We start from the raw sequence: 25,746 nt of genomic DNA, 5'->3' as shown, positions 1-25,746 counted from the left end.
AGCCCGCGAAACATAGAGCATAAAGAACGAAGTGGGTTCAGCATTCGAAGGCGTTTTTCAACCATTCGAGCGGCTTGCCAGCATGATGGCTGCCTTGAAGGGCGACCACGTCGAAGCGGCAAGGACAGTTGCCCCATTGAGGTTTCTGATGCAGGAACAGGCTGGCGGCAAGCACCAGCCGCTTCTGCTTGCGCTGATCGATACTGCCGAGGGCGCCACCGTAGTGCGCGTGCAACCGATAGCGGACTTCGACGAATACTACTGTATCGGCGTCGAGCATGACCAGATCAAGCTCGCCTCCTTTGCTTCGCCAGTTGCGGTCAATCAGCTTCAGGCCATGCCCTTGAAGGTACTCAAGGGCATGGTTTTCCGCCGCTTGCCCAGCATGGCTTGGCGAGGCAGCGGTCATCAGCGGGGCGTATCAGGGAGGCGCTTGACCTGGCCGCCGGCGAACTCTGCCCACGGCAACTGACGCTCAACGCGCTGGCTGGCATTGATGCCGAGGTTGCCAGACAGGCCCTGGATACGGCTGTCCGGCAGGGCCTTGAGCTGACCGAGGCGCGGGGCCAGGGTGTAGGCGTCTACACCCATGGCATACAGGCGGCCCAGGCTGCCCGCCGCTTGCGGCCATTGCTGTACCACCTGCTGGCGGAGGCTGTTGCTGCTGTCGAGCAACCATGGGGTTTCACAGAAACGGATGCCGTTCATGTCGTTGTACTGGTTCACATCGCCGCTGGCGCTGTACAGGTTGGAAGTGGCATAGACTGGCACGTCACCTGCGTACTGGAAGTTCAGCGTCGGCTTGATCTGCTGCGCCTGCTGTGGGGTGGCTGCCAGGAACAGGAAGTCGATGTCTTGGCGACGTGCCGGCTGGGCAGCGATGCTGCCGCCCACGGTGCTTTGCACGCTCTTGGCGCGCCCTTCGCTTTGGCGCAGCTGGAACAGGTCGGCAATCTGCTGGGCCAGTGCCACGGGCTGGGCAATACGCTCTGCAGCCAGCAGGGTACCGCCGTTGCTCTCCCAATCCTGACGGAACGCGGCCAGGACACGATCGCCCCATTCACCGCTCGGCACCATGGCAACGGCGCGGACCATGCCGTCTGCGCGGGCCCTGCGGGACACCTCGCGGGCCTCGTCCTCGGCGGCAAGGCCGAACTGGAACAGTTGAGGCGGCGCCTTTTGACCCGCGTCGGCATAGTTCAGTGCCAGGGTGGTGATCGGAAGCTGCGGCTTGGCAGCCAATTGCTTGACCAGGGGTTTCTCCAATGGGCCAATGACAAGCTGCACGCCGTCGGCCTGCGCCTGTCGGTAGAAGTCGTCCAGCGACCCGATGCGGGAGCTGTCGACCATCTGCACGGACGGGGCGGGTTGCCCGGATTGCTGGGCCTGGAAGTGGGCGGCCATGAACCCGTCACGCAGCGCGCGCGCCACACCGGCCAATGGGCCTTCCTGGGGAAGTAGCAGGGCGATACGCGTCAGAGGCTGGCTAGCCAGCTCCTTGAGCTTGGTGAGGGCAGTGGGCAACTGTTTCGCGGCAGGATGATCCGGGTGCTGTTTGACCCAGTCGTCGATGGCTGCCTGTTGCTGCTCCAGGGTGCCGGCGCCCTTGACGGCCAGGGCGAGGCTGGACCAGCCCGCCAGGACCGGATCGTTGGCGGGCTGTTGCAGCTGCTCGGTCGACAGCGAGGCGACAAGTGACCAGATGGCATCGTGGTTGGCGCTGGCGGCTTGCCCGCTGAGCAGCGGTGCCAACAGCACACGCTGCTGGGCAGCGGCCATGGCCTGCCCGTCGGCCTCCAGAGCGGCGGCATGTACCGAATAGGTGCGCACCTGCTGTTGCGCAGGCAATTCGGGCACGTGCTGCAGGCTGGGATGCTGCAGCGCGCTCAAGGCAGCCTTGGGTTGGTTGCGGCTCATGGCAAGTTCGGCGGTTAGCGTGACGGCGAACACCTGCTGGGCGGGCTTGAGCGTGTCTACCTGGACTTGTTCGAGAATGCGTGCGGCGCGCGGGAAGTCCTTCTGCTGATAGGCCATGTCTGCGGCGCTCAGGCGCAGCAGTGCGGCATCTTCGGCAGACTTGCTGGAGGTCGCCCGTTCGAGCAGTTGCTCGATGCTGGCATCCGGCGTACGGGGCAGCTCGCCAAGGCTGGATGAGGGCGAACTGGCGCAGGCTGCCAGCAGGGCAGCGAGACAGAAGGCTGTGAGCAGCCGCAGGCAGGCGATCATGTAATTGTCCTGTTACTCGATCAAGTTGGCTGGCGATTGTACCCAAGCGCTGGCCGGGGCGCGATGTCGCCGTGTGGAAGCTTCACTATAGGCCTGCTGTGGCGCAGCGGCGTTCAACTTCTTTGCGCGCTGTTGCGGGTGCTCGGGCTACAATGCCTGCTTTGATTTCAATGGCAGGTGCGTGCAGTGACTGATGTGGCCGGGGCTTCGACCGCCCCAGTGGGAACGCTTTATGTGGTGGCAACGCCTATCGGCAATCTTGATGACATGAGTGCCAGGGCGCTGAAGGTGCTGGCAAGCGTGTCACTGATCGCTGCCGAGGACACGCGCCATTCGATCCGCCTGCTGCAACACTTCGGCATCGACACACCACTGGCCGCCTGCCATGAACATAACGAGCGGGATGAGGGTGGTCGCTTTCTGACCCGGCTAATGGCCGGCGACGATGTGGCGCTGGTGTCTGACGCAGGCACACCGCTGATTTCGGACCCCGGTTATCACCTGGTGCGACAGGCTCGCGCTGCAGGTGTGCCCGTGGTGCCGGTGCCTGGCGCCTGTGCCTTGATCGCCGCACTGTCAGCGGCAGGCTTGCCTTCGGATCGCTTCATCTTCGAAGGTTTCCTGCCCGCCAAGACAGCGGGGCGCCGCGCCCGTCTGGAGCAGGTCAAGGAGGAGCCGCGTACCTTGATCTTCTATGAGGCGCCGCATCGCATCCTGGAGTGCCTGGACGACATGCAGGCGGTATTTGGCGCAGACCGTCCAGCAGTGCTGGCGCGCGAAATCACCAAAACGTTTGAAACCCTCAAGGGCCTGCCTTTGTCCGAGCTCCATGCGTTCGTTGCCGGCGACAGCAACCAGCAGCGCGGCGAATGTGTGGTACTGGTAGGCGGCTGGAGCGCCCCGGAAGGCGAACAGGGTATCGGCACCGAAGCGCAGCGCGTACTTGACCTTCTGCTGGCCGAGCTTCCGCTCAAGCGGGCAGCGGCGCTGGCGTCGGAAATAACGGGCGTCCGCAAGAACCTGCTGTATCAAGTTGCACTGGAAAAACAGAAAGCGTAGTAGTGGCTAATTGATATAAAAGGCGGTAATGCTTGTTCTTGGCAGCATCTGCCGGTACTCTTTGCGCCGGAGAGTCGATCGGACAGTCGCTGCCCGTTTAAGTTCCACCGCATTGCGGTGTCGCTGGCGGGGGGAGGAAAGTCCGGGCTCCGCAGGGCAGAGTGCCAGGTAACGCCTGGGAGGCGCGAGCCTACGGAAAGTGCCACAGAAAACAACCGCCTAAGCACTTCTGTGCCGGTAAGGGTGAAAAGGTGCGGTAAGAGCGCACCGCACGGCTGGCAACAGTCCGTGGCTAGGTAAACCCCACTCGGAGCAAGACCAAATAGGGTTCCATCAGGCGTGGCCCGCGTCGGAACCGGGTAGGTTGCTAGAGGCGTCCAGTGATGGCCGTCGTAGAGGAATGACTGTCCTCGACAAAACCCGGCTTACAGATTGACTCTCCACCTCTTCCCTCCTGCTTGAATCGATAGCAGATCTCATCTTGTAATGCCGAAAAAATCTTACTCTTGATAAATCACTTTAAGTTCGGCACGCATCGGGTTGTGCGCATTTGATTTCCCAAGTCTTTTTACTCCCCAGATAGTCTTTCCACATTCCTTTAACGCGCTAAATCTCGGTCATGTAAGGCTTTTCCTTCCGAACGTGCCTTGACGGTGCTGCGGGCGGATTCCTATAGTGTGCGCAAGTGGCAGAAAGTGGGATGAAGTGGGTTTTCTGACACAAAAAAGCTAATATTGTGGGGAATCGCAGCCGTGTTTCGCGGAGCCAATGCCGTCAGTCTCGATGCCAAGGGCCGTCTCGCCATGCCGAGCCGGTACCGTGACGAGCTCGATTCGCGTTGCAACGGGCAGCTGATCGTGACCATTGACGCTGTCGATCCCTGTTTGTGCGTCTACCCGCTCGATGAGTGGGAGCAAATTGAAGCCAAGTTGCGAGCCTTGCCATCGCTTCGTGAGGAAAACCGCCGCCTGCAGCGCTTGCTGATTGGTAACGCGGTCGACCTTGAGCTTGATGGCAGTGGTCGCTTCCTGGTGCCGCCCCGCTTGCGTGAGTACGCCCGGCTGGACAAGAAGGCGATGCTGGTGGGGCAACTGAACAAATTCCAGCTGTGGGATGAGGAAGCCTGGAACACGGTTTCGGCAGCCGACCTCGCAGCTATCCAACAACCGGGCGCCATGCCCGACGAATTGCGTGACCTGATCCTGTGACCATAGATAGCGGCTTCAACCACATTACCGTCCTGCTCGACGAAGCTGTCGAGGCACTGGCCTTGCGCGCCGACGGTTGCTATCTGGACGGCACCTTTGGCCGTGGCGGACACAGTCGGCTGATCCTCAGCAAGCTCGGCCCAGAAGGGCGGCTGTTGGGATTTGACAAAGACCCACAAGCGATTGTCACAGGGCAAGCGCTGGCGGCCGAAGACGGCCGCTTTGTCATTGTGCAGCGCAGCTTTGCCGAGCTGGGTGCAGAAGTGGCCGAGCGCGGCCTGCACGGTAAGGTGAGCGGGATACTGATGGACCTGGGCGTGTCTTCACCACAGCTTGACGACCCGGAGCGTGGCTTCAGCTTCCTCAATGACGGGCCGCTGGACATGCGCATGAACCCCGACCAAGGCATCAGCGCCGCCGAATTCATTGCCACCGCGCCGGTCGAGGAAATCGCCCGCGTATTCAAGGAGTATGGCGAGGAGCGCTTTGCCGGCCGTATGGCCCGTGCAGTCGTCGAGCGCCGTGAAAAGCAGCCGTTCACCCGCACAGGCGACCTTGCCGAGGTTCTCAAGGTGGCCAACCCTGCATGGGAAAAGGGCAAGAACCCAGCCACCCGCGCGTTCCAGGGCCTGCGTATCCACGTCAACAACGAACTCGGCGACCTGGAAACCGGCCTGCAAGCGGCCATCGACGCACTGGAGGTTGGCGGTCGCCTGGCCGTGATCAGCTTCCACTCGCTCGAAGACCGCATCGTCAAGCTGTTCATGCGCAAACTGGCCAAGGGCGAAGCTGACAACCTGCCGCGCAACCTGCCCGTGCAGCACAAGGTGTTCGAGCCCACCATCAAGCTGATCGGTAAAGCCCAGTTCGCCTCCGATGCAGAGCTCAAGGCCAACCCCCGCTCACGCAGTGCGGTGATGCGTGTTGCGGAGAAATTGCGGTGAGCAAGTTGTTCGCCAAACCTCTGCCTGGCGGCAGCTTCCTCATGCTCATGCTGTTCGTCGGCGTGCTGGGCTCGGCCATTGCCGTGTCGTACAGCGCGCACTGGAACCGTCAATTGCTCAATACCCTGTACGGGGAGCTCAACGAGCGGGACAAGGCCCAGGCTGAATGGGGCCGGTTGATCCTGGAGCAAAGCACTTGGACAGCGGCCAGTCGCATCGAAAACCTGGCTACCGAGCAGCTCAAGATGCGCGTGCCAGCCGCTGACGAAGTGCGGATGGTGGCGCCATGATGAAGCTCGAAGGCGCACTCTATCCCTGGCGGTTCCGTGTGGTCGTCGGCCTGTTGGCGCTGATGGTCGGTGCCATTTGCTGGCGCATCATCGACCTGCAGGTCGTCGACCGCGATTTCCTCAAGGGCCAGGGCGATGCACGCAGCCTGCGCCACATTCCCATCCCTGCGCACCGTGGTTTGATCACTGACCGCAACGGTGAGCCGCTGGCGGTCAGCACGCCGGTCACCACGCTGTGGGCCAACCCCAAGGAAATGCAGGCTTCGCGCGACCGCTGGCCGCAGTTGGCAGCTGCTCTGGGGCAAAACCCCCAGCAGCTCACCGAGCGCCTGACCCAGCAAGCCAACAAGGAATTCATCTACCTGGTCCGCGGCCTGACCCCGGAGCAGGGGCAGCATGTGCTGGACCTGAAGGTACCAGGCGTCTATGGGCTGGAAGAGTTCCGCCGCTTCTACCCTGCCGGCGACGTGACCGCCCACATGGTCGGCTTTACCGACCTGGACGATCACGGTCGCGAGGGCGTCGAGCTGGCCTATGACGAGTGGCTGGCCGGTGTACCGGGCAAGCGGCAGGTGATCAAGGACCGGCGCGGCCGCCTGATCAAGGACATCCAGGTCACCAAGAACGCCAAGGCAGGGAAGACCTTGGCGTTGTCGATTGACCTGCGCCTTCAATACCTGGCTACCCGCGAACTGCGCAACGCCATCGCCGAGCAGGACGCCAAGGCCGGCAGCCTGGTGATCATGGACGTCAAGACCGGTGAGGTTTTGGCGATGGTCAACCAGCCTACCTACAACCCCAACAACCGCCGCAGCATGTTCCCGGCGGCCATGCGCAACCGGGCCATCATCGACGTGTTCGAGCCTGGCTCCACGGTCAAGCCGATCTCGATGAGTGCCGCACTGGAAAGCGGCCGCTGGAAGCCTACCGACAAGGTCGAGGTTTACCCGGGCAGTCTGCAGATCGGTCGCTATACCATCAAGGACGTGTCCCGAAGCGAGGGTCCGATCCTCGACCTGACCGGCATTCTGATCAACTCCAGTAACGTGGGCATGAGCAAGATCGCCTTCGATATCGGCGGCGAAGCCATCTACCGTGTCATGTCCCAGGTCGGGCTGGGCCAGTACACCGGCCTGGGTTTCCCGGGCGAGCGCGTCGGCAACCTGCCCAACCACCGGGAGTGGCGCAAGGCCGAAACAGCCACGCTGTCGTACGGCTACGGCGTTTCGGTCACCGCCCTGCAGCTGGTGCACGCTTATGCAGCCTTGGCCAACGACGGCAAGATGGTGCCGCTGTCGATCCTCAAGGTGGACAAGGCGCCCGAAGCCGTCCAGGCGATTCCCAAGGAAACCGCAGAAACCGTGCAGGGCATGCTCCAGCAAGTGATCGAGGCGCCGCGCGGCGTGTTCCGTGCCCAGGTGCCGTTCTACCACGTGGCCGGCAAGTCCGGTACCGCGCGTAAAGCCACGGTGGGTTCCAAGGGCTACACCGAAAATGCCTATCGCTCGCTGTTCGCAGGCTTCGGCCCGATGAGCGATCCGCGCTATGCGATCGTCGTGGTAATCGACGAACCCGGCAAAGGCGGCTACTTCGGCGGTCTGGTATCGGCACCTGTGTTCAGCAAGGTCATGTCCGGCACCCTTCGGTTGATGAACGTGCCGCCAGACAACCTGCCGCCACCTGCGCCGGCAGCGCCGGCAAGCCAATCGCAAGTCAATGCAGCAGCCGCCAACGGAGGGCGAGGATAATGACAATGCCATTGAGCAAGCTCTTCGCCCATGCCAGCCGCGACCCGCTGATTCGTGAACTGACCCTCGATAGCCGCAACGTGCGCCCAGGCGACCTGTTCCTGGCAGTGCCTGGGGCCAAGGTCGATGGCCGCGAGCATATCGCCGACGCGCTGGCCCGTGGCGCTGCCGCCGTGGCTTACGAGGAACAGGGCGCCACGGTGCTGCCGCTGACCGATGTACCGCTGATTCCAGTCAAGGGCCTGATCGCCCAGCTGTCGGACATCGCCGGGCGTTTCTATGGCGAGCCCAGCCGCCAGTTGAACCTGGTAGGCGTGACCGGCACCAACGGCAAGACCAGCGTCACCCAACTGGTGGCACAGGCGCTCGACCTGTTGGGCCAGCGTTGCGGCCTAGTGGGTACCCTGGGGACGGGTTTCTACGGCGAGCTGAAAAGCGGTCGACTGACCACGCCTGACCCGATCGCCGTGCAGTCGACCCTGTATGACTTGAAAAAACAAGGCGCCAAGGCCGTTGCCATGGAAGTGTCCTCCCATGCACTGGAACAGGGGCGTGTAGCGGCCTTGGCGTTCGACATCGCGGTGATGACCAACCTGTCCCGTGACCACCTCGACTACCACGGCAGCATGCAGGCCTACGAAGCGGCCAAGGCCAAGCTGTTTGCCTGGCCAAGCCTGCGTTGCCAAGTGGTCAATCTGGACGACGACTTCGGTCGCCGCCTGGCTGACGCCTACGCTCACAAGCCGATGGCCGAGCGCATCGATACCCGGTTGATCACCTACAGCCTGGAGCACTCGGACGCCTCGCTGTACTGCCCCAAGGCCAAGTTCGACGACGATGGCGTCTGCGCCACCCTCGTCACCGCCCAAGGCGAGCGCACGTTGCGCACGCAGCTGCTGGGTCGCTTCAACCTGAGCAACGTTTTGGCGGCCGTGGCGACCCTGCTGGCGTTGGACTACGCCCTGGACGAGATCCTCAAGGTCATGCCGCAGTTACACGGCCCTGTTGGCCGCATGCAACGCCTGGGCGGCGGCGACAAGCCCCTTGTGGTGGTCGACTACGCACACACGCCCGATGCCCTGGAAAAAGTGCTCCAGGCCCTACGCCCCCATGCCCACGGCCAACTGCTGTGCCTGTTCGGCTGTGGCGGTGACCGTGACCGGGGCAAGCGCCCGCTGATGGCAGAAGTGGCCGAACGTCTGGCCGACCGGGTGCTGGTGACCGACGACAACCCGCGTACCGAAGACCCAATGCGCATCTTCGACGATATTCGGCCCGGCTTTACGGCGCCGGCCGAGGTGGCGTTCGTGGCCGGTCGCGGTGAGGCCATCGCCCAGCTGATCGCCGGTGCCGCTGCCGACGACGTCATCGTGCTGGCCGGCAAGGGACACGAGGACTATCAGGAGATCAACGCGCAGCGCCATGCGTTTTCCGATTTGACCGAGGCCGAAAAGGCACTCGCAGCCTGGGAGGCCCCCAATGCTTGAGGCGATGACGCTTAGCCAGGTGAGCGCCACCTTGAAGGGTCGCCTGACCGGCGCCGATGCCCGCTTCGATGGCGTCAGCATCGACAGCCGCAGCGTCGCGCCGGGGCAACTCTTCGTTGCCCTGGCCGGCCCGCGCTTTGACGGTCATGACTACCTGACGGACGTCAAGGCCAAGGGCGCCGTGGCGGCCCTGGTCGAACGCCAAGTGCAGGGCGTCGACCTGCCGCAATTGGTGGTCGCCGATTGTCGCCTGGCCCTTGGCCAGCTCGGTGCACTCAACCGGGCGGCCTTTGACAAGCCCGTGGTGGCCATTACCGGGTCCAGCGGCAAGACCACGGTCAAGGAAATGCTCGCCAGTGTCCTGCGCACGCGCGGCCTGGTGCATGCCACACGCGGCAACCTGAACAATGACCTGGGCGCGCCGCTGACCTTGTTGGAAATCGCCCCCGAGCACAGCGCCGCCGTCATCGAGCTGGGCGCCTCGCGCATCGGCGAAATTCGCTACACCGTGGGTTTGACTCAGCCCCAAGTTGTCATCATCAACAATGCCGGCACCGCGCACGTGGGTGAATTCGGCGGCCCGGAGAAGATCGTCGAGGCCAAGGGCGAAATCCTTGAAGGATTGGGTGAGGGCGGTACCGCCATTCTCAACCTGGCTGACAAGGCCTTCGACACTTGGCGGACGCGTGCCGGCGATCACCGGATCGTGAGCTTTGCGCTCGACGATACCCGTGCCGACTTCCATGCCAGTGACATTGGCCGTGACCCCCGCGGCTGCCCGTCCTTCACCCTGCACGGGGCCGGCGAGCAGGCGCAGGTGCAACTCAACGTGCTGGGCGTGCACAACGTCAGCAACGCCTTGGCCGCCGCCGCCGCCGCCCATGCCGTGGGCATCAGCCTGCAGGGCATTGCTGCCGGCCTGGCTGCGGTCCAGCCGGTCAAGGGCCGCACCGTGGCGCAGGTCACCCCGAGCGGCGCTCGCGTGATCGACGACAGTTACAACGCAAATCCCACCTCCATGTGTGCCGCCATTGATATACTCGCCGGCTTTTCCGGACGCACCGTCCTGGTGCTTGGAGAAATTGGCGAGCTGGGTCAGTGGGCGCAGGAAGGTCACCGTCAGGTGGGTGACTACGCCCGCGGCAAGGTCGACGCCTTGTATGCGGTGGGTGCCAACATGGCGCACGCCGTCGAGGCGTTCGGTACCCATGGCCACCATTACGCTACGCAGGCCGCGCTGATCGAAGCAGTCAGTGCCGAAAATGCCGGCGATACCACTATCTTGATCAAGGGCTCGCGCAGCGCTGCGATGGAAAATGTCGTGGCTGCACTGTGCGGTGCCAGCGGGGAGAAACATTAATGCTGCTGCTGTTGGCCGAGTATCTGCAACAGTTCCACAAAGGCTTCGCGGTCTTCCAGTACCTCTCCCTGCGCGGGATTCTCGGGGTGCTTACCGCGTTGTCGCTGGCGCTGTGGCTGGGGCCGTGGATGATCCGTACCCTGCAAATTCGCCAGATCGGCCAGGCCGTTCGCAATGACGGGCCGCAGTCGCACCTGTCCAAGTCCGGTACGCCGACCATGGGCGGGGCATTGATCCTGTCTGCCATTGCCGTCAGTACCTTGCTGTGGGCTGACCTGACCAACCGTTATGTCTGGGTGGTGCTGATCGTTACCCTGGCCTTCGGTGCCATCGGCTGGGTCGACGACTACCGCAAGGTCATCGAGAAGAACTCCCGCGGCCTGCCAAGTCGCTGGAAGTATTTCTGGCAGTCGGTGTTCGGCCTGGCTGCGGCCGTGTTCCTCTACAAGACGGCCCCGACCAGTGTCGAGACCACCCTGATACTGCCGTTCATCAAGGACGTTACCATCCCCCTGGGCATCGGTTTCGTGGTGCTGACTTACTTCGTCATCGTCGGGTCCAGCAACGCCGTGAACCTGACCGACGGCCTGGATGGTCTTGCCATCATGCCGACCGTGATGGTCGGCGGGGCGCTGGGCATCTTCTGCTACTTGTCGGGCAACGTGAAATTCGCCGAGTACCTGTTGATCCCGTACGTACCCGGCTCTGGTGAGCTGATCGTGTTCTGCGGCGCACTGATCGGTGCCGGCCTGGGCTTTCTGTGGTTCAACACCTACCCGGCACAAGTGTTCATGGGCGACGTGGGCGCACTGGCGCTGGGCGCGGCGCTGGGCACCATCGCCGTGATCGTGCGCCAGGAAATCGTGCTGTTCATCATGGGCGGTGTATTCGTGATGGAAACCCTGTCCGTGGTCATCCAGGTCGCTTCCTTCAAGCTGACCGGCAAGCGCGTGTTCCGCATGGCGCCGATTCACCACCACTTTGAACTCAAGGGCTGGCCAGAGCCACGCGTGATCGTCCGCTTCTGGATCATCACCGTGATCCTGGTGCTGATTGGCCTTGCCACCCTGAAACTGAGGTAGATGCGCGTGTCACTGATCGCTTCCGACCAATTCCGCATCGTTGTCGGCCTCGGCAAGAGCGGCATGTCCCTGGTTCGCTTCCTGGCGAGCCGGGGCATTGCCTTTGCGGTCGCCGATACCCGCGAGCAACCGCCGGAACTGGAAACCCTGCGCCGAGATTACCCGCAGGTGGAAGTACGCTGTGGCGAGCTTGACGTGGACTTCCTGTGCCGCGCCAGCGAGCTGTACGTCAGCCCAGGCTTGGCCTTGGCTACGCCGGCGCTGCAACAAGCCGCTGCCCGCGGGGTCAAGCTGTCCGGCGACATCGAGCTGTTTGCGCGCAACGCCAAGGCACCGATCATCGCCATCAGTGGATCGAATGCCAAAAGCACCGTCACCACCCTGGTCGGCGAAATGGCCGCCAGGGCGGGCAAGCGCGTAGCGGTTGGCGGTAACCTCGGCACCCCGGCCCTCGACCTGTTGGCCGATGACGTCGAGCTGTACGTGATGGAGCTGTCCAGCTTCCAGCTGGAAACCACCGACCAGCTCAATGCCGAAGTCGCCACGGTGCTGAACATCAGCGAAGACCACATGGACCGCTACAGTGGCCTGCCGGCCTACCACCTGGCCAAGCACCGCATTTTCCGGGGTGCGCGGCAGGTGGTGGTCAATCGCCAGGACGCGCTCAGTCGTCCCCTGCCGGTCGAAGGCCGCCCCTGCTGGACCTTTGGCCTGGGCGAGCCCGACTTCAAAGCCTTCGGCCTGCGCGAGGTGGACGGCGAGAAATACCTTGCCTTCGCGTTCCAGGCCCTGATGCCGGTCCGCGAACTCAAGGTGCGCGGTGCCCATAACCAAAGCAATGCGCTGGCCGCACTGGCCCTGGGCCATGCTGCAGGGCTGCCCTTCGAGCCGATGCTGCAGGCGCTGCGTGAATTCACGGGGCTCGCTCACCGTTGCCAGTGGGTACGTGAGCGCAACGGGGTGAACTGGTACGACGACTCCAAGGCCACCAACGTGGGCGCCGCACTGGCAGCCATCGAAGGCCTGGGTGCCGATACAACAGGCAAGCTGGTGCTGATTGCCGGAGGCGACGGCAAGGGCGCCGATTTTGCGGCGCTGCGCGAACCGATCCGGCGCTATTGCCGCGCCGTGGTGTTGCTCGGCCGTGATGCTGAACGCCTGGGCCAGGCCCTCGGCGATGCCGCGCCGCTGGTGCGGGTAGCCTCCCTGGACGACGCTGTGCAGCGCTGCGCCGAATTGGCACAGCCCGGTGATGCCGTGCTGCTGTCGCCAGCCTGCGCCAGCCTCGACATGTTCAAGAACTTCGAAGAACGCGGGCGCCTGTTTGCCCAGGCAGCGGGAGCACTGGCATGATCTTCGGCATCCTCAAGCCTTACCCGTCGCCGCTGATCAGCGGCCGTGGCATCGACTTGGACTTCCCTCTGCTGGCCGGTTGCCTGGCGCTGCTGGGCCTGGGCCTGGTAATGATCACCTCTGCCTCCTCGGAGGTGGCCGCCGTCCAGTCCGGCAACCCGCTTTACCACATGTACCGGCACCTGGTTTACGTCTTCCTCGGGCTGGTTGCCTGTGGCGCGACCATGATGGTGCCGATCGCCACCTGGCAGCGCATGGGTTTCATGATGCTGCTCGGTGCCTTTGGCCTGCTGGTCATGGTGCTGGTGCCCGGCATCGGGCGCGAGGTCAACGGTTCGATGCGCTGGATCGGCTTCAGCTTCTTCAACGTCCAGCCTTCGGAAATCGCCAAGGTATTCGTGGTCATCTACCTTGCCGGCTACCTGGTACGCCGGCAGACCGAGGTACGTGAGAGCTGGATGGGCTTTTTCAAGCCGTTCATCGTGTTGCTGCCCATGGCCGGTTTGCTGCTGATGGAGCCTGACTTTGGCGCCACCGTGGTGATGATGGGGGCCGCGGCTGCCATGCTGTTCCTGGGTGGGGTGGGGCTGTTCCGCTTCAGCCTGATGGTGGTGCTGGCGGTCGTGGCGGTGTTTGTGCTGGTGCAGGCGCAGCCCTATCGAATGGCGCGACTGATCACCTTCACCGACCCCTGGTCCGATCAGTTTGGCTCCGGCTACCAGTTGACCCAGGCCCTGATCGCATTCGGGCGGGGCGAGTGGCTGGGCGTGGGCCTGGGCAACAGCGTGCAGAAGCAGTTCTACCTGCCTGAAGCGCACACCGACTTCGTGTTCTCGGTGCTGGCCGAAGAGCTGGGTGTGGTTGGCTCGCTGGTCACCATCGCACTATTCGTCTTCGTCACCATTCGCGCGCTTTACATCGGGCTGTGGGCCGAGAAAGCCAAACAGTTCTTCGCCGCGTACATGGCCTTTGGCCTGGCCTTCCTGTGGATTGGTCAGTTCTTGATCAACATTGGCGTGAACGTCGGCCTGCTGCCGACCAAGGGCCTGACCCTGCCGTTCCTCAGCTATGGCGGCAGCTCGCTGGTCATCTGCTGCGCGTGCGTGGGGCTGCTGCTGCGTATCGAATGGGAAAGCCGTACCCATCTGGGCAGCGAAGAACATGAATTCAGCGAGAGCGACTTTGCCGAGGAGCCTGCCCATGGCCGCTGAACACAAGAACGTATTGATCATGGCCGGCGGAACCGGCGGTCACGTGTTCCCAGCGCTGGCTTGCGCGCGCGAGTTCCAGGCGCGTGGCTACACCGTGCACTGGCTGGGCACCCCGCGAGGGATCGAGAATGAACTGGTGCCCCAGGCCGGCCTTACCCTGCATCGGATTCAAGTCAGCGGCCTGCGTGGCAAGGGCAAGCTATCGCTGCTCAAGGCCCCTTTGACCCTGGTCAAGGCCGTGCTGCAGGCCCGGCGCATCATCCACACGCTCAAGCCTGCCTGTGTGCTGGGCTTCGGCGGGTATGTCACAGGTCCCGGCGGCGTGGCGGCGCGCCTTTGCGGGGTACCGCTGATCATTCATGAGCAAAATGCCCGCGCCGGCACCGCCAACCGCTTGCTGGTACCCCTGGCCGCACGGGTATGTGAAGCCTTCCCCGACACCTTCCCGGCCAGTGAAAAGCGCCGCACCACAGGCAATCCGGTGCGTGCAGAACTGTTCATGGATGCCGAGCGTCCTGCGCTTGGCCAGCGTCAACCGCACCTGCTGGTGCTCGGCGGTAGCCTGGGCGCGGAACCCTTGAACACATTGTTGCCTAAAGCGCTGGCCGAAGTGCCCGAAGCCGTACGGCCCCAGGTGTTCCACCAGGCTGGCAAGCAACATGCGTCGACCACCGCCGAGCGATACCGCCAAGCCGATGTCCAGGCGCAGGTCGAGCCCTTTATCAAGGACATGGCCCAAGCCTATGGCTGGGCCGACCTGGTGGTGTGCCGTGCCGGGGCCCTGACCGTCAGCGAGCTGGCGGCAGCGGGCCTGCCCTCCATGCTGGTGCCCTTGCCCCATGCGATCGACGACCACCAGACCCATAACGCCCATTATCTGGCCCGCGAAGGCGCTGCCTTCCTGATGCCACAAGCGACAACTGGCGCAGCGCAGCTCGCTGAACGCCTGAACGAGGTGCTGATGCAACCCGAGAAACTGACTGTCATGGCCGGTACCGCAAGGCGTCTGGCCAAACCTGCTGCAACCAGCACCGTCGTCGATATCTGCCTGGAGGTGGCCCGTGGTTGAGAGCCAGAAAGCCATGCCCCAGCCCAAGATGGGCCGTATTCGTCGTATCCATTTCGTGGGTATCGGCGGTGTCGGCATGTGCGGTATCGCCGAGGTATTGCTGAACCTGGGCTACGAGGTATCCGGTTCGGACCTCAAGGTCTCGCCTGTGACCGAGCGCCTGGAGTCGTTCGGCGCGCAGATCTTCGTTGGCCATCGTGCAGAGAACGCTGCGACCGCTGACGTGCTGGTGGTGTCCAGCGCCATCAACCCGGCCAACCCTGAAGTGGCCACTGCCCTGGAACGTCGCATTCCGGTGGTGCCACGGGCAGAGATGCTGGCCGAACTCATGCGCTACCGCCATGGCGTGGCCGTGGCCGGTACCCACGGCAAGACCACCACCACCAGCCTGCTGGCCTCGGTATTCGCCGCCGGTGGGCTGGACCCCACGTTCGTCATCGGTGGTCGCTTGACTGCAGCGGGCACCAACGCCCAGCTAGGCACCAGCCGTTACCTGATTGCCGAAGCCGATGAAAGCGACGCCAGCTTCCTGCACCTGCAACCGATGGTCGCCGTGGTCACCAACATCGACGCCGACCACATGGCCACCTACGAAGGGGACTTCAACAAACTGAAGAAGACCTTCGTCGAGTTCCTGCACAACCTGCCGTTCTATGGCCTGGCCGTGATGTGCCTGGATGACCCGGTGGTGCGCGAGATTCTGCCTCAGGTCAAGCGCCCGACGGTCACCTACGGCTTCAGCGAAGAAGCCGATATCCGCGCCATCAATGTTCGTCAGCAAGGCATGCAGACGCATTTCACCGTCTTGCGCCGCGACTGTGAGCCGCTGGAGGTTTCGGTGAACATGCCGGGCAACCACAATGTGCTCAATGCACTGGCGACCATCGCCATCGCCACCGACGAAGGCATTCCCGACCAGGCCATTCTCCAGGGGCTCTCCGGGTTTCAGGGCGTGGGCCGTCGGTTCCAGGTGTACGGTGAGCTGCCCGTGGAGGGCGGCAGCGTGATGCTGGTGGACGATTACGGTCATCACCCCACTGAAGTGGCCGCGGTGATCAAGGCCGTGCGTGGCGGCTGGCCAAGCCGCCGGCTGGTGATCGTCTACCAGCCGCACCGCTACAGCCGCACCCGCGACCTGTACGACGACTTCGTCCAGGTGCTCGGTGATGCCAACGTGCTGCTGCTGATGGAAGTCTACCCGGCCGGCGAAGAGCCGATCCCGGGGGCCGATAGCCGCCAGCTGTGCCACAGCATCCGCCAGCGCGGCAAGCTGGACCCGATCTACATCGAGCGCGGCGCCGAGCTGGCGCCGCTGGTTCAGCCGTTGCTGCGTGCCGGCGACATCCTGATCTGCCAAGGTGCCGGCGATGTCGGCGGCCTGGCTCCGCAATTGATGAAAAGCCCGCTGTTTGCCGGCGCCGTGCAGGAGACGTCGAAATGACCAGCGCCTACGACACATTGCCCAGCACCCTGGACGTCAAGGCGTTCGGTCGCGTCGCCGTGCTCTATGGGGGCAAGAGCGCCGAGCGGGAAGTCTCGCTCAAGTCCGGCGCCGCCGTGATTGGCGCGCTCACCGAAGCCGGCGTGGACGTCGTCGCCATCGACGTGGGCGATGACCTGCTTGCGCGTCTGCAAAGCGAAAAAATCGACCGTGCCTTCATCATCCTGCACGGCCGCGGTGGTGAAGACGGCAGCATGCAAGGGCTGCTCGAGTGCCTGGGCATTCCTTACACCGGCAGCGGCATCCTGGCTTCTGCCTTGGCGATGGACAAGCTGCGTACCAAGCAGGTGTGGCAGAGCCTGGGTATCCCCACCCCGCGGCACGCGGTGTTGGCCAGCGAAAGCGATTGTTTGCGTGCCAGTACGGAACTGGGCTTCCCGCTTATCGTCAAACCTGCCCATGAAGGCTCCAGCATCGGCATGGCCAAGGTGAACAGCGAGCAGGAACTGGTCGCCGCCTGGCAAGAGGCCGCCAAATACGATTCTCAGGTACTCGTGGAACAGTGGATTCACGGCCCGGAGTTCACCATTGCGGTGTTGCGCGGGCAGGTGCTGCCGCCGATTGCCCTGGGAACGCCCCACGTGTTCTACGACTACGACGCCAAATACATCGCCAACGATACCCAGTACCGCATTCCCTGTGGGCTCGATAGCGCCAAGGAGCAGGAACTGATCGATCTGACTGCCCGCGCCTGCGATGCCATTGGCATCGAAGGCTGGGGGCGGCTGGACGTGATGCAGGACGAGCAGGGCCGGTTCTGGCTGCTCGAAGTAAACACCGCCCCAGGCATGACTGATCATAGCCTGGTGCCCATGGCGGCCCGCGCGGCCGGCTTGGACTTCCAGCAACTGGTGCTGGCGATCCTGGCCGACAGCGTGGCGACGCGAGGTTAATCATCATGCAGGGCGCAATGGTACGTCAGCAGCAACCCGTTACCGGCCGCAGCAAGCCGGTGCCGCGTGGTGCCAGCCGGCTGGTGGCCGACGAGCCCGTATCGGCGCGCCTGTCGCGTCCAAGCCTGGGCGGCCTCAAGCGCCTGCTGTGGCCGGTGCTGCTGGTAGCCGCAGGCTTCGGCGCCTACGAGGGTGCCATACGGCTCATGCCGTATGCCGACCGGCCGATCACCAAGATCGACGTGCAGGGCGACCTGACCTATATCAGCCAGCAGTCGGTGCAGCAGCGCATCGCACCCTATGTGGCCGCAAGCTTCTTCACCGTCGACCTGCCGGCGATGCGCAAGGAGCTCGAGCAGATGCCCTGGATCGCCCATGCAGAAGTGCGCCGGGTATGGCCGGATGAAGTGGTGATTCGCCTCGAGGAGCAACTGCCGGTGGCGCGCTGGGGTGATGCCGCCTTGCTCAACAACCAGGGCCAGGCCTTCACGCCGCGCGAACTGGCCAACTACGAGCACCTGCCACAATTGGCTGGCCCCCAGCGAGCTCAGCAGCAGGTCATGCAGCAGTATCAGATATTGAGCCAGATGCTGCGCCCATTAGGCTTCTCCATCGCGCGCCTGGAGCTGCGCGAACGAGGCAGCTGGTTCCTCACCACCGGCGCGAGCAGCGCAGCGCCCGGTATCGAGCTGCTGCTGGGGCGCGACCATCTGGTCGAGAAGATGCGCCGTTTCATTGCCATTTACGACAAGACGCTTAAAGAGCAGATCGCCAATATCGCCCGCATCGATCTGCGATATGCCAACGGGCTTGCCGTTGGCTGGCGGGAACCGATTGCACCGACGACGGCCCAACCCGCCGTTGCGAAGAATTAGAGAGAGGCAGGACCATGGCAAACGCGCATAGCGGCAAAATGATCGTCGGGCTGGACATCGGTACCTCCAAGGTAGTGGCCTTGGTAGGTGAGGTGGGCGAAGACGGCATGCTGGAAATCGTCGGGATCGGCACTCACCCGTCCCGCGGCCTGAAAAAAGGCGTGGTGGTGAACATCGAGTCCACCGTGCAATCGATCCAGCGCGCCGTCGAAGAAGCACAGCTGATGGCGGGTTGCCGCATCCACTCGGCCTTCGTGGGTGTCGCTGGTAATCACATTCGCAGCCTGAACTCCCATGGCATCGTCGCCATTCGCGATCGCGAAGTCAGCCTGGCCGACCTTGAGCGTGTGCTCGATGCGGCCCAGGCGGTGGCCATTCCGGCGGACCAGCGGGTGCTGCACACGCTGCCCCAGGACTATGTGATCGATAACCAGGAAGGGGTGCGCGAACCGCTCGGCATGTCGGGCGTGCGCCTTGAAGCCAAGGTTCACGTGGTGACCTGCGCCGTCAATGCCGCGCAGAACATCGAGAAGTGCGTACGCCGCTGCGGCCTTGAAATCGACGACATCATTCTCGAGCAACTGGCATCGGCCTATTCGGTACTGACCGACGACGAAAAAGAGCTGGGCGTGTGCCTGGTCGACATCGGCGGCGGCACCACCGACATCGCGATCTTCACCGAAGGCGCGATTCGCCACACCGCGGTCATCCCGATTGCCGGGGACCAGGTGACCAATGACATTGCCATGGCCCTGCGTACGCCCACACAGTATGCCGAGGAAATCAAGATTCGGTACGCCTGCGCCCTGGCCAAGCTGGCAGGTGCGGGTGAAACCATCAAGGTGCCAAGCGTTGGCGACCGTCCTCCGCGCGAACTGTCGCGTCAGGCGTTGGCCGAAGTGGTCGAGCCGCGTTACGACGAACTCTTCACCCTGATCCAGGCTGAACTTCGTCGCAGCGGTTACGAGGACCTGGTGCCTGCTGGCATCGTCCTGACCGGCGGCACCGCCAAGATGGAAGGCGCGGTCGAGCTGGCCGAGGAAATTTTCCACATGCCGGTACGCCTGGGCGTGCCGCACAGCGTGCGCGGCCTGAGCGACGTGGTACGCAACCCGATTTATTCCACCGGTGTGGGCTTGCTTACCTACGGGCTGCACAAGCAGACCGAAGACCTGCCCTTGACCGGCAACAGCAGCAGCAACAACAGCTATGGCGATGAACCGAAGGCCCCGGTGCTTGAGCGCTTCAAGCGGTGGGTACAAGGCAACTTCTAAGTTTCAAAGCAGTAGTGGTAGGCGCGACAACTAGAGAACTGTAAGGAGAGGGAAAATGTTCGAGCTCGTAGACAACGTCCCGCAAAGCCCGGTCATCAAGGTGATCGGCGTCGGTGGTGGTGGTGGTAACGCCGTCAATCACATGGTCAAGAGCAGCATCGAGGGCGTGGAGTTCATCTGCGCCAACACCGATGCCCAGGCGCTCAAGAACATTGGTGCGCGCACCATCCTGCAACTGGGCACTGGCGTGACCAAGGGCCTGGGTGCTGGCGCCAATCCGGAAGTCGGTCGTCAGGCCGCGCTGGAAGACCGTGAGCGCATCGCCGAAGTGCTGCAAGGCACCAACATGGTGTTCATCACCACAGGCATGGGCGGCGGTACCGGTACAGGTGCAGCGCCGATCATCGCCGAAGTGGCCAAGGAAATGGGCATCCTCACCGTTGCAGTGGTGACCCGTCCGTTCCCGTTCGAAGGTCGCAAGCGCATGCAGATCGCCGATGAAGGCATCCGCATGCTGGCCGAAAGCGTCGACTCGCTGATCACCATCCCCAACGAGAAGCTGCTGACCATCCTGGGCAAGGACGCAAGTCTGCTGTCCGCGTTCGCCAAGGCCGATGACGTATTGGCCGGAGCCGTTCGCGGTATCTCCGACATCATCAAGCGCCCGGGCATGATCAACGTCGACTTTGCCGACGTGCGTACCGTGATGGGTGAAATGGGCATGGCCATGATGGGTACTGGCTGCGCCAGCGGCCCGAACCGCGCTCGCGAGGCGACCGAGGCGGCGATCCGCAACCCGCTGCTCGAAGACGTCAACCTGCAGGGCGCCCGTGGCATCCTGGTCAACATCACCGCAGGTCCGGACCTGTCCCTGGGTGAGTACTCCGACGTGGGTAGCATCATCGAGGCGTTCGCCTCCGACCATGCCATGGTCAAGGTCGGTACCGTGATCGACCCGGACATGCGCGACGAGCTGCATGTCACCGTCGTGGCCACCGGTCTGGGTGCGCGCATCGAGAAGCCGGTCAAGGTGGTGGATAACACCCTGCAGACTGCCCAGCAGGTCTACGAGGCATCCAACCCTGCCCCTGCGCGTCAGGAGCAGCCAGCGGTCAACTACCGTGATCTGGAGCGCCCAACCGTCATGCGCAATCAAGCGCACGCGGGTGCGGCAGCTGCGGCCAAGCTGAACCCTCAGGATGACCTGGATTATCTCGATATTCCGGCCTTCCTGCGTCGTCAGGCTGATTAATGAAATTTATCAGGGCTATGAAGGTGATTGGTATTCATCAAAGGTTGGGTCTGGTATTATCGCCAGCCTTTGTTGATAACTGTTCGCAATTTGCGCTGAAGCGGCCAATGCCATGATTAAACAACGCACCCTGAAGAATACCATCCGTGCCACAGGTGTCGGCCTGCACTCTGGGGAGAAGGTCTACCTGACCCTCAAGCCTGCGCCTGTTGACACCGGCATCGTCTTCCGCCGCGCCGACCTTGACCCTGTGGTCGAGATCCCGGCGCGTGCGGCCAATGTCGGCGAGACAACCATGTCCACGACGCTGGTCAACGGTGACGTCAAGGTCGATACGGTCGAGCATCTGCTCTCCGCCATGGCGGGCCTGGGCATCGATAACGCCTACGTCGAGCTCTCCGCCTCGGAAGTACCGATCATGGATGGCAGCGCCGGACCTTTCGTATTCCTGATTCAGTCTGCCGGCCTGGAAGAACAGGACGCAGCCAAGAAGTTCATCCGCATCCTGCGTGAGGTGACAGTGCAAGAGGGTGACAAGCGCGCCACCTTCCTGCCTTTCGAAGGGTTCAAGGTGAGCTTCGAGATCGACTTCGATCACCCGGTGCTTCGCAACCGGACCCAGAGCGCAAGCGTCGACTTCTCCAGCACCTCGTTCGTGAAGGAAGTCAGCCGCGCCCGCACCTTTGGCTTCATGCGTGACATCGAATACCTGCGCAAGCACAACCTTGCGCTGGGCGGCAGTGTGGAAAACGCCATCGTGGTCGACGAGGAAGGCGTGTTGAACGAAGACGGTCTTCGCTACGAAGACGAGTTCGTCAAACACAAGATTCTCGATGCCATTGGCGACCTGTACCTGCTGGGCAACAGCCTGATTGGCGAGTTCAAGGGCTTCAAGTCCGGCCACGCGCTGAACAACCAGCTGTTGCGCAAGCTGATTGCCGAAACCGATGCCTGGGAAGTGGTCACTTTCGAAGATGCCAGCACGGCGCCGATCTCGTATATGCGTCCTGTCGCGGCTGTGTAAGCTCGAACACTCTCTAGTTCATTGAGGCCACCTTCGGGTGGCCTTTTTTATGGGCGGCTTCGTGCAGCAATTGCCAGGACGTTAGTGGGCAGTGCGCCTGACCAAGCTTCGCAGTCCTTCTGCCTGCTGTCTTGGGCATCGTCTGGCCTGCTCCGCACGCCAGAACTGGCGCTCAGTCCTTGGCCTGCGCATGCGCCGCCAGGCGCTCCAGTGCAGCCCGCAGTTTCGCGTCAGTGATGCCTTCGGCCGTCTGCAGCAGGCTCTGGGCTGCGCTGTTGGACAACTCGGCCGCATGCCCGCCGCGCTTGGCGGGCACCAGGGGTGGCTGCACCTTGAAAAGAATACGCCTGAGGTTGCCGAACGCATCGGTTGCCTGCAATGCCGCCATCAGACGCTTTTGCTGGTAACGCAGGCGCGTGGCCCAGTGTCCGTCGGTGACCACAAGCAGCAGGGTACCGTCGCGCCATGACGCCACGTGGCAGTGCTCGCGTGCAGCCGGTTGCAGCTGGCCTTCGACCAGGCGTTGCAGGTGCTCCAGGCGCTCGGCCTGGTTGAGCAGCAGGCGCAGCGGGCGAACCTGGCGCAGTAGCGCCGATGGCGGCTGGGCGGGGGAGGGTTTGTAGGCCATGGGTGTACGCATGAGGTTACAAGTTGGGCAGTCTAACACTTCAGCGTCAGTCCCGATCACCTGGCGGTTGAGCCCACTGGCCAAGCGCAGGGCTCGACGTACAGGCGCCAGGCCCTGCAAGGTACCCGGCACAGGCGAGTGTTGAACGCTTTCATCTTTCCAGGTCTTGAACTCAGGGGAAATGCCCCTATCTAAGACACGCCCCTGTAAAAGCGCTGTGCCAGCATCGTGGAATCCACCACTTTCATCACCATCGTTTCCGGGTAGAATGCTCGTTCGCATGCGGCCTTAGGGCTGCACGGGCGACTCATGGGGCCGCCCTCCATCCCTACGTGTGGAAGATCCTGCCAATATGTTTGCGCCTTTGTTAAAGAAACTTTTTGGAAGCAAGAACGAGCGTGAAGTCAAACGCATGCTCAAGACGGTGAGTATCGTCAATGCCTTCGAAGAGAAGATGGTGGCCCTCTCCGACGAGCAGCTGCGTGGTAAGACTGCCGAGTTCAAGGAGCGTTTGGCCAAAGGCGAAACACTGGACCAACTCCTGCCCGAAGCCTTCGCCGTCGCCCGTGAGGCCGGCAAGCGTGTGATGGGCATGCGTCACTTCGACGTTCAGCTCATTGGCGGCATGACCCTGCACGAGGGCATGATCGCGGAGATGCGCACCGGTGAGGGCAAGACCCTGGTCGGTACCTTGGCCGTCTACCTCAATGCGTTGTCCGGCAAGGGCGTGCACGTGGTCACCGTCAACGACTACCTTGCTCGTCGTGACGCCAACTGGATGCGCCCGCTGTACGAATTCCTCGGCCTGTCGGTCGGTATCGTCTCTGCGTTCCAGCCGCCCGAAGAAAAACGCGCAGCCTACGCTGCCGATATCACGTACGGCACCAACAACGAATTCGGCTTCGACTACTTGCGCGACAACATGGCGTTCAGCCAGGACGAGAAGTTCCAGCGTGAACTGAACTTCGCCGTGATCGACGAAGTGGACTCGATCCTCATCGACGAAGCCCGTACGCCGTTGATCATTTCCGGCCAGGCCGAGGACAGCTCCAAGCTGTACATCGAGATCAACCGCCTGATCCCACGCCTGACCCAGCACATCGAGGAAGTCGAAGGCCAGGTCACCCAGGAAGGCCACTTCACCATCGACGAGAAGACCCGCCAGGTCGAGCTCAACGAAGCCGGTCACCAGTTCATCGAGGAAATGCTCACCCAGGTCGGTCTGCTGGCCGAGGGCGAGAGCCTGTACTCGGCGCACAACCTGGGCCTGCTGACGCACGTCTATGCCGGTCTGCGCGCGCACAAGCTGTTCCATCGCAACGTCGAATACATCGTGCAGGACGGCCAGGTGCTGCTGATCGACGAGCACACCGGGCGTACCATGCCGGGTCGCCGTCTGTCCGAAGGCCTGCACCAGGCCATCGAGGCAAAGGAAAACCTCAACATCCAGGCCGAGAGCCAGACCCTGGCTTCCACCACGTTCCAGAACTACTTCCGTCTGTACTCGAAACTGTCGGGCATGACCGGCACCGCCGATACCGAGGCTTTCGAGTTCGCCCAGATCTACGCCCTGAACGTGATGGTCATTCCGCCGAACAAGCCCCTGGCGCGCAAGGACCACAACGACCTGGTGTACCTGACCGCCGAAGAGAAGTACGCCGCGATCATCGCCGACATCAAGGAAACCCTGAAGCAGGGTCGGCCGGTGCTGGTGGGTACGGCGACCATCGAAACCTCCGAGCACATGTCCAACCTGCTGCACAAGGAAGGCATCGAACACAAGGTACTGAACGCCAAGTACCACGAGAAGGAAGCCGAGATCATCGCCCAGGCCGGCGCGCCAGGCGCGCTGACCATTGCCACCAACATGGCCGGTCGTGGTACCGACATCCTGTTGGGCGGTAACTGGGAAGCTGAAGTGGCCGCACTGGAAAACCCTACGGACGAGCAGATCGCGCACATCAAGGCCGACTGGCAGAAGCGTCACCAGCAGGTTATCGAGTCCGGTGGCCTGCACGTCATCGCCTCCGAGCGTCACGAATCGCGTCGTATCGACAACCAGCTGCGCGGTCGTTCCGGTCGCCAGGGTGACCCGGGTTCCAGCCGCTTCTACCTCTCGCTCGAAGACAGCCTAATGCGCATCTTCGCCTCTGATCGGGTGAAGAACTTTATGAAGGCGCTGGGCATGCAGTCGGGCGAAGCCATCGAACACCGCATGGTCACCAACGCCATCGAGAAGGCCCAGCGCAAGGTCGAAGGCCGCAACTTCGATATCCGCAAGCAGTTGCTCGAATACGACGACGTGGCCAACGAGCAGCGCAAGGTCATCTACCACATGCGCAACAGCCTGCTGGCCGCAGAGAACGTCGGCGACACCATTGCCGAATTCCGCAAGGAAGTGCTCGATGCCACCATCAGCCAGCACATCCCGCCGCAGTCGCTGCCTGAGCAGTGGGACGTGGCCGGCCTGGAAGCCTCGCTGTCCAGTGACTTTGCCATGAAGTTGCCGATCCAGCAGTGGCTCGACGAAGACGACCACCTCTACGAAGAAACCCTGCGCGAGAAACTGCTGCACGAAATCACCACGGCCTACACCGAGAAAGAGGACCAGGCCGGGATAGAAGCACTGCGCACCTTCGAGAAGCAGATCCTGCTGCGCGTGCTGGACGACCTGTGGAAGGACCACCTGTCGACCATGGACCACCTGCGTCATGGTATCCACCTGCGCGGCTACGCCCAGAAGAACCCGAAGCAGGAGTACAAGCGCGAGTCGTTCACCCTGTTCCAGGAGCTGCTCGAGTCGATCAAGCGCGACGCCATCCGTGTGCTCTCGCACGTTCAGGTTCGCCGTGAGGATCCTGCCGAGGAAGAAGCACGTCTGCGCCGCGACGCCGAAGAGCTGGCCAGCCGCATGCAGTTCGAGCACGCGCCAGCACCTGGTCTTGAAAGCGAGCAGTTGGCCGAGGAGGGTGCTGAGGTAGCCGTAGCCGCCGAGCCTGTGCGCAATGAGCAGAAACTGGGTCGCAACGAGCCGTGCTGGTGTGGTTCGGGCAAGAAGTTCAAGCACTGCCACGGCCAGATCGAGTGATCTGACCGCCGGGCCGTCACAAGGCGCACGGCGTCTTGTGGGCCGCTCAATGCCAAGGGGCTACTGCGCAGCTCATCGCCGGCACGCCACTGCCGGACTGGGTTGCGCCGATTCAAGCCATACGGTGTGCCTGGTTCGGCCGGGCTTGCCAGAGATGGGCCGCACAGCGGCCCT

21 protein-coding genes and 1 other RNA gene are annotated in these 25,746 nt (G+C 62.9%); 19 read left to right on the top strand and 3 right to left on the bottom strand.

Going from position 1 to position 25,746, the window contains the following annotated elements:
- Positions 1–37 precede the first annotated feature (37 nt).
- A complete protein-coding gene (locus FS777_RS14465) occupies positions 38–409 on the bottom strand; it encodes a YraN family protein (RefSeq protein ID WP_145256131.1) in 372 nt (123 codons plus the stop codon).
- Entirely contained in the window at positions 409–2,226 is a 1,818-nt protein-coding gene (locus FS777_RS14460) for a penicillin-binding protein activator (protein ID WP_078478035.1), read from the bottom strand. Before FS777_RS14460 ends, FS777_RS14465 begins: the two co-directional genes overlap by 1 nt.
- Positions 2,227–2,412: 186 nt before the next feature.
- On the opposite strand from FS777_RS14460, the gene rsmI reads away from it, so the two are divergent.
- The 18 genes from rsmI (at position 2,413) to lpxC (ending at position 21,856) form a co-directional block, all read left to right on the top strand.
- The gene (gene rsmI / locus FS777_RS14455) at positions 2,413–3,285 is read left to right on the top strand and encodes a 16S rRNA (cytidine(1402)-2'-O)-methyltransferase (RefSeq protein WP_078478036.1); all 873 of its coding nucleotides are present in this window, start codon (positions 2,413–2,415) and stop codon (positions 3,283–3,285) included.
- A 70-nt stretch (positions 3,286–3,355) separates the two neighbouring features.
- Positions 3,356–3,729: RNase P RNA component class A (gene rnpB, locus FS777_RS14450), an RNA gene on the top strand.
- Positions 3,730–4,037: 308 nt separating this feature from the next.
- Entirely contained in the window at positions 4,038–4,493 is a 456-nt protein-coding gene (mraZ, locus tag FS777_RS14445; protein WP_023534344.1) for a division/cell wall cluster transcriptional repressor MraZ, read from the top strand.
- Positions 4,490–5,437, top strand: a complete 948-nt coding sequence (rsmH, locus tag FS777_RS14440) for a 16S rRNA (cytosine(1402)-N(4))-methyltransferase RsmH (protein ID WP_078478037.1) — start codon at positions 4,490–4,492, stop codon at positions 5,435–5,437. Before mraZ ends, rsmH begins: the two co-directional genes overlap by 4 nt.
- Positions 5,434–5,727, top strand: coding sequence for a cell division protein FtsL (gene ftsL / locus FS777_RS14435; RefSeq protein WP_023534348.1), 294 nt, complete (start codon positions 5,434–5,436; stop codon positions 5,725–5,727). The genes rsmH and ftsL overlap by 4 nt, the downstream gene beginning before the upstream one ends.
- A complete protein-coding gene (locus FS777_RS14430) occupies positions 5,727–7,475 on the top strand; it encodes a penicillin-binding protein 2 (protein WP_178091272.1) in 1,749 nt (582 codons plus the stop codon). Before ftsL ends, FS777_RS14430 begins: the two co-directional genes overlap by 1 nt.
- Entirely contained in the window at positions 7,475–8,962 is a 1,488-nt protein-coding gene (locus FS777_RS14425) for a UDP-N-acetylmuramoyl-L-alanyl-D-glutamate--2,6-diaminopimelate ligase (protein WP_058637162.1), read from the top strand. Before FS777_RS14430 ends, FS777_RS14425 begins: the two co-directional genes overlap by 1 nt.
- Positions 8,955–10,322, top strand: a complete 1,368-nt coding sequence (murF, locus tag FS777_RS14420; protein WP_058637161.1) for a UDP-N-acetylmuramoyl-tripeptide--D-alanyl-D-alanine ligase — start codon at positions 8,955–8,957, stop codon at positions 10,320–10,322. Before FS777_RS14425 ends, murF begins: the two co-directional genes overlap by 8 nt.
- Positions 10,322–11,404: a phospho-N-acetylmuramoyl-pentapeptide-transferase gene (gene mraY, locus FS777_RS14415; protein ID WP_015271711.1), complete on the top strand. Its 1,083-nt coding sequence runs from the start codon at positions 10,322–10,324 to the stop codon at positions 11,402–11,404. Before murF ends, mraY begins: the two co-directional genes overlap by 1 nt.
- 6 nt (positions 11,405–11,410) lie before the next feature.
- On the top strand, positions 11,411–12,757 hold the full coding sequence (murD, locus tag FS777_RS14410; protein ID WP_145256128.1) for a UDP-N-acetylmuramoyl-L-alanine--D-glutamate ligase: 1,347 nt from the start codon (positions 11,411–11,413) through the stop codon (positions 12,755–12,757).
- The gene (gene ftsW, locus FS777_RS14405; RefSeq protein ID WP_058637160.1) at positions 12,754–13,968 is read left to right on the top strand and encodes a putative lipid II flippase FtsW; all 1,215 of its coding nucleotides are present in this window, start codon (positions 12,754–12,756) and stop codon (positions 13,966–13,968) included. The genes murD and ftsW overlap by 4 nt, the downstream gene beginning before the upstream one ends.
- On the top strand, positions 13,958–15,037 hold the full coding sequence (gene murG / locus FS777_RS14400; RefSeq protein ID WP_145256125.1) for an undecaprenyldiphospho-muramoylpentapeptide beta-N-acetylglucosaminyltransferase: 1,080 nt from the start codon (positions 13,958–13,960) through the stop codon (positions 15,035–15,037). Before ftsW ends, murG begins: the two co-directional genes overlap by 11 nt.
- A gap of 13 nt (positions 15,038–15,050) precedes the next feature.
- Positions 15,051–16,478 carry a UDP-N-acetylmuramate--L-alanine ligase gene (murC, locus tag FS777_RS14395; protein WP_178091270.1) on the top strand — a complete coding sequence of 476 codons (1,428 nt, stop codon included), beginning with the start codon at positions 15,051–15,053 and terminating at the stop codon, positions 16,476–16,478.
- Positions 16,475–17,431: a D-alanine--D-alanine ligase gene (locus FS777_RS14390; protein ID WP_058606147.1), complete on the top strand. Its 957-nt coding sequence runs from the start codon at positions 16,475–16,477 to the stop codon at positions 17,429–17,431. Before murC ends, FS777_RS14390 begins: the two co-directional genes overlap by 4 nt.
- Positions 17,432–17,436: 5 nt before the next feature.
- Positions 17,437–18,306, top strand: coding sequence for a cell division protein FtsQ/DivIB (locus FS777_RS14385; RefSeq protein WP_145256120.1), 870 nt, complete (start codon positions 17,437–17,439; stop codon positions 18,304–18,306).
- Between the two features lie 14 nt (positions 18,307–18,320).
- Positions 18,321–19,580, top strand: coding sequence for a cell division protein FtsA (gene ftsA, locus FS777_RS14380; RefSeq protein ID WP_145256115.1), 1,260 nt, complete (start codon positions 18,321–18,323; stop codon positions 19,578–19,580).
- Between the two features lie 55 nt (positions 19,581–19,635).
- A complete protein-coding gene (gene ftsZ / locus FS777_RS14375) occupies positions 19,636–20,832 on the top strand; it encodes a cell division protein FtsZ (protein ID WP_058606149.1) in 1,197 nt (398 codons plus the stop codon).
- Positions 20,833–20,944: 112 nt separating this feature from the next.
- A complete protein-coding gene (gene lpxC, locus FS777_RS14370; protein ID WP_023534425.1) occupies positions 20,945–21,856 on the top strand; it encodes a UDP-3-O-acyl-N-acetylglucosamine deacetylase in 912 nt (303 codons plus the stop codon).
- Between the two features lie 172 nt (positions 21,857–22,028).
- Here the strand turns inward: lpxC and FS777_RS14365 are convergent, their stop codons facing one another.
- Positions 22,029–22,484 carry a DUF721 domain-containing protein gene (locus FS777_RS14365; RefSeq protein ID WP_058637158.1) on the bottom strand — a complete coding sequence of 152 codons (456 nt, stop codon included), beginning with the start codon at positions 22,482–22,484 and terminating at the stop codon, positions 22,029–22,031.
- A 352-nt stretch (positions 22,485–22,836) separates the two neighbouring features.
- On the opposite strand from FS777_RS14365, the gene secA reads away from it, so the two are divergent.
- Complete coding sequence (gene secA / locus FS777_RS14360; protein WP_058637157.1) at positions 22,837–25,572, top strand: preprotein translocase subunit SecA; 2,736 nt, start codon at positions 22,837–22,839, stop codon at positions 25,570–25,572.
- Positions 25,573–25,746 lie beyond the last annotated feature (174 nt).

The organism is Pseudomonas sp. DE0157 (genome assembly GCF_007678615.1).
Taxonomy (GTDB): domain Bacteria; phylum Pseudomonadota; class Gammaproteobacteria; order Pseudomonadales; family Pseudomonadaceae; genus Aquipseudomonas; species Aquipseudomonas parafulva_B.
The sequence above is the reverse complement of the archived record's forward strand: the minus strand, read 5'-3'. Positions and strand labels throughout refer to the sequence as shown.

Excerpts from the sequence above, each read along its gene's own strand:
- FS777_RS14460 (WP_078478035.1), bottom strand. The coding sequence starts at position 2,226 with ATGATCGCCTGCCTGCGGCTGCTCACAGCCTTCTGTCTCGCTGCCCTG.
- FS777_RS14365 (WP_058637158.1), bottom strand. The coding sequence starts at position 22,484 with ATGGCCTACAAACCCTCCCCCGCCCAGCCGCCATCGGCGCTACTGCGC.
- murG (WP_145256125.1), top strand. The coding sequence starts at position 13,958 with ATGGCCGCTGAACACAAGAACGTATTGATCATGGCCGGCGGAACCGGC.
- FS777_RS14385 (WP_145256120.1), top strand. The coding sequence starts at position 17,437 with ATGCAGGGCGCAATGGTACGTCAGCAGCAACCCGTTACCGGCCGCAGC.
- ftsW (WP_058637160.1), top strand. The coding sequence starts at position 12,754 with ATGATCTTCGGCATCCTCAAGCCTTACCCGTCGCCGCTGATCAGCGGC.
- ftsA (WP_145256115.1), top strand. The coding sequence starts at position 18,321 with ATGGCAAACGCGCATAGCGGCAAAATGATCGTCGGGCTGGACATCGGT.
- FS777_RS14465 (WP_145256131.1), bottom strand. The coding sequence starts at position 409 with ATGACCGCTGCCTCGCCAAGCCATGCTGGGCAAGCGGCGGAAAACCAT.
- lpxC (WP_023534425.1), top strand. The coding sequence starts at position 20,945 with ATGATTAAACAACGCACCCTGAAGAATACCATCCGTGCCACAGGTGTC.
- FS777_RS14390 (WP_058606147.1), top strand. The coding sequence starts at position 16,475 with ATGACCAGCGCCTACGACACATTGCCCAGCACCCTGGACGTCAAGGCG.
- murF (WP_058637161.1), top strand. The coding sequence starts at position 8,955 with ATGCTTGAGGCGATGACGCTTAGCCAGGTGAGCGCCACCTTGAAGGGT.
- ftsZ (WP_058606149.1), top strand. The coding sequence starts at position 19,636 with ATGTTCGAGCTCGTAGACAACGTCCCGCAAAGCCCGGTCATCAAGGTG.
- murC (WP_178091270.1), top strand. The coding sequence starts at position 15,051 with ATGCCCCAGCCCAAGATGGGCCGTATTCGTCGTATCCATTTCGTGGGT.
- FS777_RS14430 (WP_178091272.1), top strand. The coding sequence starts at position 5,727 with ATGAAGCTCGAAGGCGCACTCTATCCCTGGCGGTTCCGTGTGGTCGTC.
- mraY (WP_015271711.1), top strand. The coding sequence starts at position 10,322 with ATGCTGCTGCTGTTGGCCGAGTATCTGCAACAGTTCCACAAAGGCTTC.
- secA (WP_058637157.1), top strand. The coding sequence starts at position 22,837 with ATGTTTGCGCCTTTGTTAAAGAAACTTTTTGGAAGCAAGAACGAGCGT.
- FS777_RS14425 (WP_058637162.1), top strand. The coding sequence starts at position 7,475 with ATGACAATGCCATTGAGCAAGCTCTTCGCCCATGCCAGCCGCGACCCG.